20 protein-coding genes are annotated in these 15843 nt (G+C 24.0%); 1 reads left to right on the top strand and 19 read right to left on the bottom strand.

Annotated elements, in window-relative coordinates; translation table 4 throughout:
• Positions 1 to 5 precede the first annotated feature (5 nt).
• From pta to rpsB, 5 genes are all read right to left on the bottom strand, one after another.
• A complete protein-coding gene (gene pta / locus AACK83_RS07250) occupies positions 6 to 998 on the bottom strand; it encodes a phosphate acetyltransferase (protein ID WP_338957344.1) in 993 nt (330 codons plus the stop codon).
• Positions 999 to 1021: 23 nt separating this feature from the next.
• Positions 1022 to 1750, bottom strand: a complete 729-nt coding sequence (gene pyrH, locus AACK83_RS07255; RefSeq protein ID WP_338957346.1) for a UMP kinase — start codon at positions 1748 to 1750, stop codon at positions 1022 to 1024.
• Positions 1751 to 1813: 63 nt separating this feature from the next.
• A complete protein-coding gene (locus AACK83_RS07260; RefSeq protein ID WP_252319747.1) occupies positions 1814 to 2395 on the bottom strand; it encodes a hypothetical protein in 582 nt (193 codons plus the stop codon).
• 20 nt (positions 2396 to 2415) lie between these two features.
• Positions 2416 to 3294, bottom strand: coding sequence for a translation elongation factor Ts (tsf, locus tag AACK83_RS07265; protein ID WP_338957349.1), 879 nt, complete (start codon positions 3292 to 3294; stop codon positions 2416 to 2418).
• Positions 3295 to 3309: 15 nt separating this feature from the next.
• The gene (gene rpsB / locus AACK83_RS07270) at positions 3310 to 4086 is read right to left on the bottom strand and encodes a 30S ribosomal protein S2 (protein WP_338957352.1); all 777 of its coding nucleotides are present in this window, start codon (positions 4084 to 4086) and stop codon (positions 3310 to 3312) included.
• 404 nt (positions 4087 to 4490) lie between these two features.
• Here rpsB and AACK83_RS07275 point away from each other — a divergent pair, with 404 nt between their 5' ends.
• Positions 4491 to 5060, top strand: a complete 570-nt coding sequence (locus AACK83_RS07275; protein WP_338957355.1) for a hypothetical protein — start codon at positions 4491 to 4493, stop codon at positions 5058 to 5060.
• Here AACK83_RS07275 and AACK83_RS07280 read toward each other — a convergent pair.
• The 14 genes from AACK83_RS07280 to ybeY form a co-directional block, all read right to left on the bottom strand.
• Positions 5050 to 5730 (bottom strand): hypothetical protein, encoded by a 681-nt coding sequence (locus AACK83_RS07280; RefSeq protein WP_338957358.1) that lies wholly within the window; start codon positions 5728 to 5730, stop codon positions 5050 to 5052. The two genes, AACK83_RS07275 and AACK83_RS07280, sit on opposite strands and share 11 nt — an antisense overlap.
• Before the next feature lie 260 nt (positions 5731 to 5990).
• On the bottom strand, positions 5991 to 6590 hold the full coding sequence (locus tag AACK83_RS07285) for a LemA family protein (RefSeq protein ID WP_252319773.1): 600 nt from the start codon (positions 6588 to 6590) through the stop codon (positions 5991 to 5993).
• 143 nt (positions 6591 to 6733) lie between these two features.
• On the bottom strand, positions 6734 to 6892 hold the full coding sequence (locus AACK83_RS10635) for a JAB domain-containing protein (RefSeq protein WP_422397097.1): 159 nt from the start codon (positions 6890 to 6892) through the stop codon (positions 6734 to 6736).
• The gene (locus AACK83_RS07290; RefSeq protein ID WP_338957362.1) at positions 6819 to 7220 is read right to left on the bottom strand and encodes a JAB domain-containing protein; all 402 of its coding nucleotides are present in this window, start codon (positions 7218 to 7220) and stop codon (positions 6819 to 6821) included. Before AACK83_RS07290 ends, AACK83_RS10635 begins: the two co-directional genes overlap by 74 nt.
• 65 nt (positions 7221 to 7285) lie before the next feature.
• A complete protein-coding gene (locus AACK83_RS07295) occupies positions 7286 to 7423 on the bottom strand; it encodes a UPF0758 domain-containing protein (protein WP_338957365.1) in 138 nt (45 codons plus the stop codon).
• Entirely contained in the window at positions 7413 to 7619 is a 207-nt protein-coding gene (locus tag AACK83_RS07300) for a hypothetical protein (protein ID WP_338957368.1), read from the bottom strand. The genes AACK83_RS07295 and AACK83_RS07300 overlap by 11 nt, the downstream gene beginning before the upstream one ends.
• Positions 7620 to 7760: 141 nt before the next feature.
• A complete protein-coding gene (locus AACK83_RS07305) occupies positions 7761 to 8537 on the bottom strand; it encodes a Nif3-like dinuclear metal center hexameric protein (RefSeq protein ID WP_338957371.1) in 777 nt (258 codons plus the stop codon).
• Positions 8538 to 8545: 8 nt separating this feature from the next.
• Complete coding sequence (locus AACK83_RS07310) at positions 8546 to 9898, bottom strand: sigma-70 family RNA polymerase sigma factor (RefSeq protein ID WP_338957374.1); 1353 nt, start codon at positions 9896 to 9898, stop codon at positions 8546 to 8548.
• Between the two features lie 32 nt (positions 9899 to 9930).
• The gene (gene dnaG, locus AACK83_RS07315) at positions 9931 to 11706 is read right to left on the bottom strand and encodes a DNA primase (protein ID WP_338957377.1); all 1776 of its coding nucleotides are present in this window, start codon (positions 11704 to 11706) and stop codon (positions 9931 to 9933) included.
• 16 nt (positions 11707 to 11722) lie between these two features.
• Positions 11723 to 13156, bottom strand: a complete 1434-nt coding sequence (locus tag AACK83_RS07320) for a glycine--tRNA ligase (RefSeq protein ID WP_338957380.1) — start codon at positions 13154 to 13156, stop codon at positions 11723 to 11725.
• Between the two features lie 146 nt (positions 13157 to 13302).
• Complete coding sequence (gene recO, locus AACK83_RS07325) at positions 13303 to 13998, bottom strand: DNA repair protein RecO (RefSeq protein ID WP_338957383.1); 696 nt, start codon at positions 13996 to 13998, stop codon at positions 13303 to 13305.
• A gap of 3 nt (positions 13999 to 14001) precedes the next feature.
• On the bottom strand, positions 14002 to 14898 hold the full coding sequence (gene era / locus AACK83_RS07330) for a GTPase Era (RefSeq protein ID WP_338957386.1): 897 nt from the start codon (positions 14896 to 14898) through the stop codon (positions 14002 to 14004).
• A 3-nt stretch (positions 14899 to 14901) separates the two neighbouring features.
• Positions 14902 to 15336: a cytidine deaminase gene (gene cdd, locus AACK83_RS07335; RefSeq protein WP_338957389.1), complete on the bottom strand. Its 435-nt coding sequence runs from the start codon at positions 15334 to 15336 to the stop codon at positions 14902 to 14904.
• Between the two features lie 11 nt (positions 15337 to 15347).
• The gene (gene ybeY, locus AACK83_RS07340) at positions 15348 to 15818 is read right to left on the bottom strand and encodes an rRNA maturation RNase YbeY (RefSeq protein WP_174480613.1); all 471 of its coding nucleotides are present in this window, start codon (positions 15816 to 15818) and stop codon (positions 15348 to 15350) included.
• Positions 15819 to 15843: the final 25 nt, after the last annotated feature.

Genomic DNA, 15843 nt, shown 5'->3' on the forward strand with positions numbered 1-15843 from the left:
CCTTATTAATTCTTAATTAATGTTTGAATAGCAGTGATCAATGCTGTGTAATAAATGTCATCAATAGTAGCACCACGAGAAAGATCATTAACTGGCTGATTTAAACCCAAAACAATAGGACCAATAGCTTTATAATCACCTAATCTTTGGGCAATTTTATAACCAATATTAGCAGCATCTAAAGTTGGGAAAATAAATGCATTACAATGATTTTTAATTGTTAATTCTGGGAATTTTTTATTTCGCACTTCTTGATCTCAAGCAGCATCAAATTGAATTGGTCCTGCTACTTGCACGTTTTTTAATTTTAATTGTTGAACAAAGTTAGTAGCATTACGTACTTTATCAACACTTTCACCACTACCACTAGTATTAGTAGAATAAGATAACATTGCTAATTTAATTGGATTAAATTCTAAAAGTTCACCAAAGTGAATTGTAGATTTTGCAATATCTGCTAATTGTTCAGCTGTTGGATTTAAATTAATTGAACCATCACTAAATAAAAATATTTCTTCATTTTTATTCATAATAAATGTACTTGAAACAGTTTTAGTACCTGCTTTTGGTCCAATAATTTGCAAAGCTGGACGTAAAATATCAGCAGTAGTAAAAGTAATACCACCAACAAAACCATTAACCTCTTTATTATTTAATAACATCATTCCATAGTAATTACGACTTAATACCAATTTATTAGCTGCTTCTAAAGTTAAACCCTTTGCTTTTCTTAATTCATATAATTGATTAGTAAAATTTGTTACTTGATTTTCTTCAATAGATAATGTTTTAATATTAGAATTTTTAATATTACTAGGAATTTCTTTATCATTATTAAATAATAAAACCGGTGTAATAAAATTTTTAACAGGTGAATTATCATTAATAATTTTTAAAGCTACTGCCTGTACTTTTTCATTATCTCCTTCTGGAAATAAAATTCTGATTGGTGTTTTGCTTTTTTGTAAAATAGATAAAATAAAATCTAATAGTTTCATATTATCTTCTCTCCTTTAATTTGTTAATTTTGATTGCTAATAATAGTTGCAATTGCTTTATTTTGTACTGCTTTAATGATATTGTTTTCAACCTTAATATCAAATACCATAATTTTCAAGTTAGCTTCCATGCACATTGTTGAAGCAGTTAAATCCATTACTTTTAATTGTTTATTAGTAATATCTTGATATGATAAATGTGAATAACGAATAGCATTTTTGTTAATGTTTGGATCTTTATCATAAACACCATCAACGCCATTTTTTGCCATTAATAATATATCCGCATTAATTTCAGTAGCACGAAGTGCTGCTGCAGTATCCGTTGTAAAGTATGGTGAACCAGTACCACCAGCAAAAATACAAACATAGCCTTTTTCAAAACTACTAATAGCTTTTTTGTAATAAAAAGGTTCAGCAACTTGATTAATCTCTAATGATGTTTGCACAATAACTTTTACGTTAAGCGCTTTTAACTTTGATTCAATTACCAAAGCATTCATAATAGTCGCTAACATTCCCATATAATCAGCATTAATTCTTTTTAAACCAATCTTTTCTCCTTGTTTAGCACCACGTCAAATATTACCACCGCCAACTACTAAACCAACTTCTACTTTTGCCTTAACTAGGGTTTGAATTTGTTGACAAACATTATCAATACTTTCATTATTATATAATTCATTACTACCATCACCTAAAGCTTCACCACTAATTTTTAATAATATTCGTTTATATTTAAATTGTTCCATTTTTGATCATCCTCCTTAAATTTAATATTATAAAAAGCCACAGATTGCTTTGTGGCTTCTTATTTATTTACTGTTATCACTAGATAATGAATCATTATTTGCGCTTTCAGCGACAGTTTCTAATTCAACGTTAGCAATAACTTTTTGTGCTAAATGATCTTTAACAAAAAGTTGTGCTTGTGGAGTAATAATTGTTAAACGTTTTTTAATTTTTTTAATACCCTGTTCATAAACAATTTTTAAAACATTTTTCTTTTGTTCCAATGCAACAATTTTACTAGTATTAACGCTTTGTCCAAAGAAATAAATATTATGTTCATCAACTGCGATACCAAAATCAAAACTAAAAATATATGCTAATCCTAACATGATAACTAAAAATATATACTCTACTATTAATAAAGTTAAAAAAGCAGGATCAGATTTAATATATTCTGGTTCAAATGTTCAAACTTGCATTCCAATTGGAACAATCGAGATAACTAAACCAATTACACCAACTATTAATGTTGCTACTAATAATTTTAAATTCAAAAATTTAATAGTTGTTTTTGGTTTATTAAAACTATATCATCCTCAACCAAGAATAACTAATAATAATATAAACATTACTAATGCAATATAATATATAATTTGAAAATTCACTTTATTTACCTCCTAAATGTTTATTTGGCAGAACTATCAATTTTTTCACCTAATTGATAACGTATCATAGCTATAATTGTAGCATGATTTTTAGTTAAATACTCTTTAACCTTAATTGTATTATCTTTAATATAAAGTTGATCAACAATAGTTAATTCAGATAATACTTTTTCAAAACGACCTCTTATAATATTTTCAAGAATATTATCACGACGTTTTTTTGCTTTCAATTTTTCTTCTTCTTTTGTTTTTTCACTAATAATTGATAATTCTTTATCACGAACTGTTGCAGGTATGTGATCAATATCAATGTATTTAGCATCTGCTGATACTAATTGCATAGCAACATTATTTGGAATATCACTTTCCTTATCAACACCTTTGATAATAACTAAACCACTATATTTACCACCACCATGGACATATGAACCAAAAACTTCATCACTATTTTTACTTAAATATTGAAAACGATTTAAAACAATATTTTCACCTAATTTAGCGATAGCAAATCTTATCTCATCATTTAAACTTTCACTACTTCCATCAGCTTTTAACATTAAAGCTTCTTCAATAGTTTTAGGTTGATGTTTTAAAATTGTTTCTAAAATCTTAGTAAATAAATCATTAAAATCTTCTAAATCAGCAACTTGTTCAGTTTGACAATTTAATTCACCAATAATTGCATTATTACCACTAATAACAACTTTAGTAACCCCTTCAGTAGCTTTATTAATACTTTTTTTCTCTGCTTTTGCTAAACCTTTAATTTTTAATAGGGAAAGTGCTGCTTCAAAAATATTATTTTTTTCCATCAAAGCTTCTTTACAATCAGTAATTGGTAAATCGGTTGTATCTCTTAATCTTTTCAATAATTTAACATCTACTTTAACTTCTGACATATAAACTATTCTCCTTTATTCTTTATTTTTTTCAATTACATTTTCAGTTTTATTTTCATCAAGACTAATAGTTTCTTCTACTACTATTTCTTTTTTATCAATAACTGGTTTTACACTTTGTCCTTCATTAATAGCTTCAACAATTTTCTTTGTAATTAAAGTAATTGATTTTGTAGCATCATCATTACCAGGAATAATATAATCAATATTATCTGGATTTGAATTACTATCACAAATCGCAATAATTTTGATACCAAGTTTAACTGCTTCTTCGACAGCAATTTTATTAGTAATAGTATCAGTAACAAAAATAGCTTCTGGTAATTTATACATATTTCTAATACCACCAAGATTACGTTCTAAACGTGCTTTTTCTTTAATTACTAGCATTTGCTCTTTTTTTGTTAAAAGTTTAATTTCTCCACTTTTTTCTTTATTTTCAATATCAATTAACTTTTTAATACTTGATTTAATAGTTTTAAAATTAGTTAAATTACCACCTAATCAACGTTCTGTTACATAAGGTGAATTACAACTAATTGCAAGTTCTTGCACAGCTTCTTTGGCTTGTTTTTTTGTACCTACAAATAAAACTTTTCCACCATTTTCACTAGTTTCTTTAACAAAGTGACAAGCTTCATCTAATTTACACATTGATTTTTGTAAATCAATAATATGAATACCATTTCTTTGACCAAAAATATATTTACGCATCTTTGGATCTCATCTTTTAGTTTGGTGACCAAACTGAACTCCCGCTTCAAGGAGTTGTTCACGTGTTACAACTGACATATTGTCTCCTTCTAATTTGTTTTTCTTCCATTTATTTCTAACATTGGCCACTTTTTAATTAAAAAGCACTAGGCAATGAATTCACAAATGTGTTGCTTATTTTCATTAAATTAAGCCTGTATATTGTAGCATATTTTTTATATTTTAAACAAATTATTTTTAAACATAAAAATAGAATTGTATTTTAATAAACTATATTATAAAAATATTTTTTAGTTTTCTTAAAAAAATAATACCAATAAAAACACACAATATATTATAAAAATAAAAAGTAAATTACACATATAAAATATTCATTTATGATATAAAATACTAAAAACTTAATATTAAGTTTTTTTAAACTAATTACTTTAATTTTAAAAGTAAATAGTTTTTTTATATTTAAAAGGGAAGATGAAAGAAAAATGTTTAAATCTAAAACTCAAGAAAGACAACAACTTAAATATCATTTGCAAAATCAACAAAATAGATTAAAAGAAACTGTACTAGAAGAACAAACAATATGTGGAGTTACAGAATCATTTGTGAAACTTACTGAACAACAATTAAAAAAGCACAACTATGCTAATAGAAATGAGATAACTAATTTAGAAATAGATCAAAGATTAAGAAATAGATTTGCCATAGAAACAAAGACTAAAGGAACAACAAATGCTGGCATTTGTTCTAGTGATGTTTTATATGATAAAGAAATAAAAGCAAGTAAAAGTAAAATAGCACAAAACATAAGAACTGTTTATTATGCTCCACCTTCTACACATTCAATGTGAAGCCCTAAAAAACAAGTTAGACAATGAAATGAAGAAATGAAAAATAAAAGTAATCAAGATCTGGAAGTTCTCATTGAGATAGAAAACAAAATAGTAATCCTTTTAGTTCTCCATTTAAATAAAATTAAATATAACTATATAAAAAGAAGAGTGAAATTTCACTCTTCTTTGTTATATTTATTAATTTTAATAATTAAGATATAAATAAAGTCTCTTCAGTAGCAAATTGAATATCACCAATTGATATTTTTACTTTTATGGTATTTCCTTTAACAAAATTTCCTGTACCTTCTGCAGCTTCACTAACTTTAATTTTTAAAGCACCTTGTTTAATAAGGTCAGCAATACTTTTTACTGTTTTACCTTCAAGTTCAGTAGTTTTAAAATATTGTGTTAAATCTGTACCAACTGGAAATTTTGATTTTGGTTCCCCAGCTACAAATCCAGGAATAGATTCAAAATTAGCATTTGATATTGTAGTTGGTAAAATTGATGTAACTAATCCTTGATCTGATTGACCCAAAATATCTAATGAGAAATTATCACCTAATGATTTATCATTTTTTTGAAAATTAAAAATTAGTGTTCCACCAGTAACTACATAATCAACATTACCTGCCTTCTTAGAAATTGCAGGTGAATATGATTGAACATTGATACTAATTTCATTTGTTTTTTTAACCTCAAATATTCTGTTTTCACCTTCACCGGTTTTTGCTTCAATTTTTAAAACATTAACTAAAAAATTCGCAGCATCATTTGACTTAGCTTTTTGCTCACCAGTATTACCTTTTAATAAAGCTGTCGCAGTAATTGCTAATTGTTCAGATTTTCATGATGCTAATTTACTAGTTGCATTAATATCAATACTCAATTTAACTAGTGAATTAGCATTTGTATTTATTAAGAACTTACTTAATGAGTTAGATTATACCAAAATATAATTTTTCTTAAATAAAAAATGAAATAAATAATAAAAGAATAAAAGAATTAAATCTAATTAATATAAATTTTAATTTTAAATAAAATACCCTTTCTTTAAACAAATCATAAATGTTTATTCAAAACAATTTATTTGTCTAAAGAAAGGGGTAAATAACTAATTTAAATATATTTTCAAAAATAAATTTAATTTTATAAATCAATTTTAATATCTTGACGATCGCTATCTGATGCAAGAAAGTAATCTTTTGAAACTAAATTTAATGTTGATGCTACAACATTACTTGGAAAGGTTTTAATTTTACTATTGAACACCTTAACATTAGCATTATAAAATCTTCTAGCAGCAGCAATATTATCTTCACAATCTTTGGCACCTGATTGTAATTGTAAAACAGTAGTATTTGCTTTTAAATCAGGATAATTTTCTAATAAAGCATTAAATTTTCCAAAAGCTGCATTAAGTCCACTATCTGCTTTTGAAAGATCACTCATTGTTTCCATTTTTCCACTTCGTAAAGATACAACATCTGTTAATGTACTTTTTTCAAATTTCATATAACCTTTAGTAGCATCTACTAATTTTGTTAATAAATCAAAACGACGCTTTAATTGCACATCAATATCAGAAGCAGTTTCTTCAATTGATTGTTGTAATCTTAGAAAATTATTACGAGAAACAATAAATAAAATTATTGGAAATATTAAAACAAAAGATAAATAAACCATAATTTTTCCAAATAGTGACGGTTGGGCAGTAAATGATTCATTGCTTGGTTTAATTGTTGACATAATTTTCTCCTTTCTTATCAATATCTAATAACAAACTATGTTTAATAACTAGTCCATTTTTGGTAAGTTAAATATTATTTACACACTAAACCATAATAATTTTACTATATTTTTAAATTTAAGTAATGTATTTTTTTAAGTTTTTATTTAAACTTATAATATTTTTTATTTAAATTTATACTAAAATAATTACCTTTGCCAATAATAATATGATCAACTAAGGTAATATTAAAAACCTGAAAATTTTTTTTTAATTTCTTCGGTGATATATAAATCAGATAGTGAGGGTTCACTATTACCACTAGGATGATTATGAATACAAATTACTTTACTTGATTTATGAATAAGTGCCAGATGCAACATATCTTTAACATCAATTTTCATAGTATCATTAGTACCCTTATATAATAAATTTTGATGAATTAATTTATTTTGATTATTTAATAATAATAAATAAAAATGTTCTTGCGTTAAATTTTGATAATATGCATTAACTAAATTAAAAACATCTTCAGGAATAATAATTTTAAAATATTTTTTTTGACTTTCAATAGTTCTTATTCTTTTTACTATTTCTAAACAACTTAAAATTTCTAAAGCCTTACTAACACCAATACCTTTAATACTCATCAAAGATTTAATAGTTACTTTATTTAAATTTTCAAGACCATTAAAATTAGTAATTATTTCTTGCGCTAAAAATAATACTTTTTTTCTTTAGTTCCTGTTCGCAAAATAATTGCTAATAATTCATTATCACTAAGAGCGTCAAAGCCATATTTAATGGCTTTTTCTCTTGGTTTTTTTGTATTATTAAGTTCTTTAAAATTCATAAAAAGGCGGTATTAAATGTGTTAATTTTTCTTGAAATTTATTAAATTCATCTTTAATTTTTGTTAAATCTTTACTTTCATCTTTAGAACTATCTCATTTACTTTCAATACCACCTGGTAACTTAATACTTCCTGAAACACTATTTCATAAATTTTTAATAACAGGAATTGCTATCCCTGCTAACATGGCACCCATTAAAATTGAGCAAAACCACCACTAACTGCCTGACACTCTTGATCAGTCATTGGTTCTAAATCTTCTAAAATCATATTTATCAACCCCCTAAAACTTATTTTTATTTAAAAAATAGTTTTTTCCTTTTTAAATTTTATAAGTTTAAAAAAAAGTAATAGGATTTTCTAGATTATATTTAAAAACTTTAACTCTTGTTGATAATTTTTCAATAAGTAATTGAAAAAGAAAATCAACAAATTTTTGCTCCATATAATGACCAACCAAAATAACATTAATTTTTCTATCTTTAGCTTCCATAATATAGTTTCATTTCATTTCTCCAGTAATTAATAAATCAATATTGTTAGATAAATTACTAATAATATCACCACCAGCACCAGCAGATAAAGCAACAGTCACTATATTGTTATCACTCAATTTATTATTAACCAATTGTATATTTGCAACATTAAAATATTTTTTTAAGTTATTAATCAATTCTTTTAATGGCATTTGTCTATCAAATTTACCAACTATTGCCAACTTTTCTTCATTAATAAAATGAATATTTTTAATTTTTAATTCTTTAGCCATCAACATATTCATACCTACTAATGATATATCAAAATTAGTATGTAATGAATATACATTAATATCTGCTATTAGTATTTTACTATATAATTCTTTTTTTCAATTTGAAATATTAGATTGATTAATATCTTTGGCAAAAACTAATGGATGATGAGAAATTATTAAATCAATATTATTATTAATGGCCTCAGTTAAAACTTCATTAGTAACATCCAAACAAACTAAAATTTTATTAATATTGGTCTTTGTTTTTGATTTAATTTGTATTCCTGAAAAATCTCATTCACAAACATCTTTTAAAGGAAAATATGTTTCTAAAACATTAATTATATTATTGATAGTTAACATTTTAACTATTATCCTTTATAAAATTCTTTAATATGTTTAGATTTAGACGGATGTTTTAATTTTCTAATTGCCTTTGCTTCTATTTGTCTAATTCTTTCTCTTGTAACAATAAATTCTTTACCAACTTCTTCTAGAGTTTTTGGAGAATCGTACTTAGTAATATGACGATGAACAACCTTATCACTTAACAATTCTGTTTTATCTAAACTAGTATCATAGTGTAACTGTAAATTATTAACTACTGTTTTTAATTCAGTAATTTCTTTTTCATCTTCACAAAGTTCTAATAATCTTCTTAATTTTGTTGGTAAAATTCCAAAACGCATTCTAATAACTTTTTCTTCTCGTTTTGTTAATACTTCAGCAAAAACACGATCCAATTGTTCTCTTAATCAATGTCTTTCAGCATATTCATCGGGAGATAGCATATTTTTATCTTTAATAAAATCACCAAAATGTGTATCATCTTCTTCACCAATTGGTTTTTCTAAAGATACTGGTTCAATAGCAAGTTTTTTAATTTCACGAACACGATCGGCTGTCATGTTTTGTCCCATTTTATTGGCAATTTCCTCATGAGTAGGATCACGACCTAATTCTTGTGTTAAGTTTCTTTCAATTCTTGTTAACTTATTAATTCTTTCAACCATATGAACAGGTACACGAACCATTTTACCTTGATCAGCTAAACTTCGTGTAATTGATTGTCTAATTCATCAAGTAGCATAAGTTGAAAATTTAAAACCACGGCGATAATCAAATTTATCAACTGCTTTAATAAGACCAATATTACCTTCTTCAATTAAATCAGCAAAATCTAAACCACGATTTAAATGTTTTCTAGCAACAGAAACTACTAATTTTAAATTTGATTTAATTAATTGCTCACGACCATATGTTCTTTCCTCAACATCTTTTGATTCTAACATTTTAGCATATTTAATTTCCTCACCTTGACTCAATATTTGACTCGTTCCCAAAATATTAAAATAAGACTTAATTCCATCTTTTCTTCTTGTATCATTAGAGATCCCCATTGTATTTTTAAAACTCAAATCACTAACTAAAATATCAATATCTAAATCATCAGGTAATTGTTCATCATCAATATCGGTAAAATTAGCATCATCTTCAACTTCATCCATCAAAATATCAGTAAAGACTACTCCTTCTTTTTCTAACCGATCAAAAATTTCCTCAATCGTATCATCATCTAATTTTAAATGTGCAAACTCTTTAATGACATCTTCTTGTTTTAATTCTTTTGTTTGACTCTTTTCTAATTTTTTAATTAAATTACTTTCTACTTCCTCTAAAGTTAAAAGTTTTTTCAATTTCGTTTTTTGTTGTATAACAGCCATATTTTCACTTTATCCTTAATTTATCATCATACTTATTTTTTCTTTATTTTATTTTTTAATACTGATATTTCTTTTAATAACAATATTTGTTTTTCAATATTTTTTTCAGATTTCAATTTATCATTGATCATTTTTATTTCATAATCAATTAGTTGATTATTAATAATTTTTAAGTAATCATTAATAATTTGAGGTTTTAAATCAAACTTTTTATTTTTATACTTATCAAGAAGTTTTTCTAAAATATTTAAAAGTGAATTACCTTTAAGTTCTTCTAAAATTAAATCAAAATTAATTGCTTCTATTTGATTATTTTGATATTTTTGACTAATTAAAAAGTATAAATTCATAAAATCTTGATTTGGAAAAATAAATTTTTCTTTTTCTAAAATTAAATAAACATTTTTTGATAACATTACTAAAAAAATAAGTTGTTCTTGTGCTTCAAAAAAAATATTTTTTACTTCTATTTTAGATTTATTTTTGATACTAAAAGTTGTAGTTACTAAATTATTATCAATATTTAAAATTTGTATTAAGTCTTCAGTGGATAAATTAGTTATTTTTGCTAACATATTTAAGTAAAACTTTTTAGTAATAACATCATTGATTTTTGTTCAAATTGGAACTAATGATTTTAAAAATTCATTAAGTTCATAACTATCTTTTTTAATGTTATATTTAGTTAATGATAAATTAATTGCAAATTCAAAAGGATGAATGGTTTTTTTTATTATTTCATAAAATTTTTGAGGAAATTTATTTATTAATTCATCAGGATCAAATTTAGTATCATTATTGATAATTTGTACTTTAAAATTATTTGATAATAAAACACTAGCTATTTTTAAAGATGCTATTTTTCCTGGTAAATCACCATCTAAAAAAATAATAATATTAATAGTAATTTTTTTTAAAAGTAAAATATGTTCTTTTGTTAAATTTGTTCCCATTAAAGCAACAACATTTTTAATATTTTGATTATTTAGAGCAATAACATCCATAAAACCTTCAGTCAAATAAATAACTTCATTTTTTTTAATATAATTTTTAACATTATTAAAGTTATATAAAATTTTACTTTTCTTAAAAAAATCTGTTTCTGGACTATTAATATATTTATAACTTTTATCTTCTCTATTATAATTTCTTGCAGAAAAACCAACACAATCTCCATCTTCATCTTTAATAGCAAACATAATTCGATTTGAAAAGGTAGGAAGAAGTTGATCCTTATTATTAATTTTCATAAGTCCTAATTTTACAAATTCAATATTATCTTTATAACCTTGTGCATTAAGATAATCTATTAATTCATTATTAATAGGTGCATAACCAATATTAAAATATTTAATATTTTCAGTAGTAATATTACGATTTTGTAAATATTTCATTGCTTCTTGACCAATATCAGTTAGTAACTGATAACTAAAAAAATTCATTGTAATATTATTTAAAATTTTTAGTGGATTTTTTTTAGTTTCAACATTAAATTCAGATAAATTAATATCAAACTCTTTTAAATTTAAATTAACATTATCTGCTGCTTCTTTAAGAGCATTAATAAAATTAATATTTTTATATTTTTGTAAAAAAATAAAAACGTTTCCTTGTTCACCACAAGAAAAACATTTATAAATTTGTTTTTCTTGTGAAATTGATAATGAAGGAATAGAGTCTTCGTGAAAAGGACAGATAGCTCAAAAATTATTGCCTTTACGGATCAAATTTAAATATTTACCCATAACTTCAACAATATTAATTTTTGCTTTAACTTCATTAATTTTTTTATTAAACTCGATATCCATATTTTTTCACACAATTCTAACAAATAATGTCTAATTTGTCATATAAATATTCTTTAAGTTGATCAACTTTAACTATAACTTGATTTGTAGTATCACGATCTCTAATTGTAACAGTACCTTTAGTTTTTGTGTCATAATCAATTGTTACACAATACATAGTACCAATACCATCTTGATAACGATAAGATTTACCAACACTTGATGATGCTTCATAAATTACTCTTAATTGTGTTTTATTTAACATTTCAAAAATTTCATATGCCTCTTTACCCAATTTTGTTTTATTTAAAGACATAACAGCTACTTGATAAGGGCAAATACTCTTATTTAATTTTAACACTAACCGTTCTTTATCGTCTTTTAAAACTTCTTTTGTAAATGCTTCACAAACTAAAGCTAATAAAAGCCTTTCAACACCAATTGAAGGTTCAATAACTGAAGGAATAACCATTCTTTTTACTGTAACATTAGGATCTTGAATTTCAAAATTTACACCAGAATTCTCACTATGTTTTGTTAAATCATAATTCCCACGATTAGCTATACCACATAATTCACTCATACCAAAAGGAAAATTATATTCAATATCAGTAGTTGCTAATGCATAATGTGCTAGTTGATTTTGTTCATGATTTTTAAATTTTATATTTTTTGAATTCAATAAACCTACTAGAGAGAGAAATTCTTTACATTGATCAACTCAATAATTAAATCAAGTGTTATCATTTTTATCCTTTGGAATAAAGAAAAATTCTAATTCCATTTGTTCAAATTCTCTAGTACGAAAAATAAAATTACCAGGAGTTATCTCATTTCTAAAACTTTTACCAATTTGACCAATACCAAATGGTACTTTTTTATTACAACTATTTCTTACATTATTAAAATTTATAAATATTCCTTGTGCAGTTTCAGGTCTTAAATAAATTTTATTTTTATCTTCTTTTAAAACACCTTGATATGTTTCAAACATTAATTGAAATTGTCTAACTTTAGTTCAATCTTCATTATTGCATTTAATACATTTAATATGATTTTGATTAATATATGTTTCTAATTTTTCATTACTTCAATTATCACAATTAATACTAGGAAAATAATGATTAATTAAATTATCAACTCGAAATCGAGACTTACATTTTTTACAATCAATTAATGGATCACTAAAATTACTCAAATGCCCTGAAGCTTCTCAAACTTTAGATTTCATAATAATTGAACTATCTAACCCAACATTGTATGGATTTTTTTCGACAAAAAAAACTCATCAACTTTTCTTAATATTATTTTTAAGTGCTACACCAAGCGGACCATAATCTCAACTATTAGCAAGACCTGAATAAATTTCTGATCCTTGAAAAATAAAACCATTTTCTTTTAAATGAGTAATTATTTCCTTCATTGACTTATCATTGATAATTTTATTAATCATTGCCCCTCCATTAATCATAAAAATTTTCTTAAATATCTTAAATAATACATAAAATCTCTAAAAAGAATAATCTTGTTAATAATATGTTCATAGATAGGTTTTGTCAACCTATTATAAGTGTTATATATTATTAAAAACAATATAACAACTAATTATTAAAATATTTATGTAATTATTAATTTATTATTATATTTTTGACAGTGGTTTTCTAAAATATTAAGAATTTTATTAAGTTCTTCTTTTTCAACTTTTCATTTATTAATATCTTGATAATTTAATAAATAAAGTTGATATATTTTTTTAAACAAAACAATGTCAAAATTAATTATAGCTAATTCTAAAGAACAATTTTTACAAAAAATACCACCCAAATCATAATTAATTAAATACAAATTAGTTATTTGATTACAATTAATACAATTAGTAAAGTTAAACTGAATTCCTTGAAATATTAAACTATGAAATAAGAAAAAAACATAAACTTTCTTAAAGTTACTATTTATCATTAACTGTTCATATAAATTAAATAAAAAAGAAAAGATATTTTTATTATTAATACTAATTTTTTCTAAATAATTAATAATTATCTTGTTAAAACTTTTAATCAATTGATAACTTTTTTCATTTATAAAACTATTAAAACTTTTTATTTTTTTATATGTTATACATAAGTTTGAACAATCATAATTTTGATTAAAAATAAAAATTCAACAATCTAAAAGACTATATTTATTTAAATTGATTTTTATTTCTGGTAAAGAAACTATTTTAACACCATAATTTGATGTTAAAATGGTAACATTATTTATTGATTTAATGTAGTTAATGTTTAAAATCAAACCAGTATCAATATTAAACATATTTTAACTATAACCTAACTCTTTTAATTTTCTAGGATTATTTCTTCAATCAGGTATTACTTTTACAAAAGTTTTTAATATAATATGAGAATCAAAAATACTTTCTAAATCTGTTCTAGCTCTTATTCCAATTTCTTTAATCATACTACCTCCTTTACCAATAATAATTCCTTTTTGTGAGTCGCGTTCAACAACAATAACAGCATTAATATCAGTAATATTAGTATTTGGATTATAATTAATACTTTCAATTAATACTGCTACACTATAAGAAATTTCTTCTTCTGTTAAATTTAAAATTTTTTCACGAATAATTTCCTTAATTAAAGTATTATCTGAAACATCATCGTTATTTTCAATTAAATAATTCTTTTCACCAATTGGTAAATACTCATATAGTTTTTTCAATAATATATCTAAGTTCATTTCTTTTATAGCAGAAATTGGAATTATTTCTTTAAATGGTAATAAATCTTTTCACTCATTAATTTTATCCATTAATTTTTCTTTTGTTACTAAATCAACCTTAGTTAATAAAAGTAGAATAGTTGTATTTACCCTTTCTGATAATAATTTAATAATATGTTTATCGCTATTTCCAATGTATTCATTACATGGCGCTAATAAACAAATAATGTTAGTTTCTTTAGTGGCACGGTTAGCATCGCGATTCATCATTCGTCCAAGTTGGTTATTATGTTTATGAATGCCGGGAGTATCAAAAAATATGATTTGCATATCATCACTATTATAAATACCTTGAATTTGATTTCTGGTTGTTTGTGGTTTATTAGACACAATTGCCTTTTTTTCTTGAAGAATGGTATTTAATAAAGTTGATTTTCCAACATTACTTCTACCAATAAAACTAACAAAACCTGATTTAAAATTATTAGTCATAAATTAATTCCCTTTCAATGAACTTGGTTTAAACGCTAAAGGTAATAAGTCTTTTACTAATATTTTACAAATTGTTTTAGTATCATTATTTTCATTTTTATTACTAATATAAACAGGGCATGTTTCTGGCATAATTTCAATCATAAATTGACGACACATACCACAAGGAGAACCAACCGTTTCACTATCAGTAATTAAAAATAGACTAATAATATCTTCTTTTTTATAACCTTGAGCAATAACTTGTGACAAAGCTGCTCTTTCAGCACAAATACCTACTGAGTATGCAGCATTTTCAACATTTACTCCTAACACTTCTTTACTATTTTTCAAAATTACTATTGCAGCAACTCTAAATAAAGAATAAGGCGCATAAGCATTTTTTTGTATTACTTTTGCTTTTTTCAATAATACTAATAAATCTATATCTTGTTCCATTATACCACTCCTTATTTTCTAGTAATACCAAGAATATTTAAAATTTCATCTTGTAAATCAAACATAACCTTTTCTTCTACGCTATTTTGATGATCATATCCTAATGTATGAAGTAATCCATGAATAAAAAGAAATGATAATTCTCTAATTAAACTATGACCATATTCTTGTGCTTGCGCTACTGCCTTTGAATAACAAATATAAACATCGCCTAAATCTCTAATATCAATATTAATATTTGGAAAATCATCATCATTATTTCCAAATGATAAAACATCAGGAACATAATCTTTATGACGATACATTTTATTTAATTCAATACTAGTCTGTTCGTCATTAAAAATAACAGCAATACACCATGTAATTTTCTGTTTTAACTTAATAGCTACTGCATTTAAAATATTTTCTGATAAAATATTAAAATTTTTAATGTCATAGTTATGATCATTGTAAATATTTACAATATTAATTTTTGCTGGCATTTATCTACCTAACTTCTTTTTGATT

Origin of the sequence: Spiroplasma endosymbiont of Tiphia femorata (assembly GCF_964020225.1) — a bacterium.
In the GTDB taxonomy this organism is placed as follows: Bacteria; Bacillota_I; Bacilli_A; order Mycoplasmatales; family VBWQ01; genus Spiroplasma_E.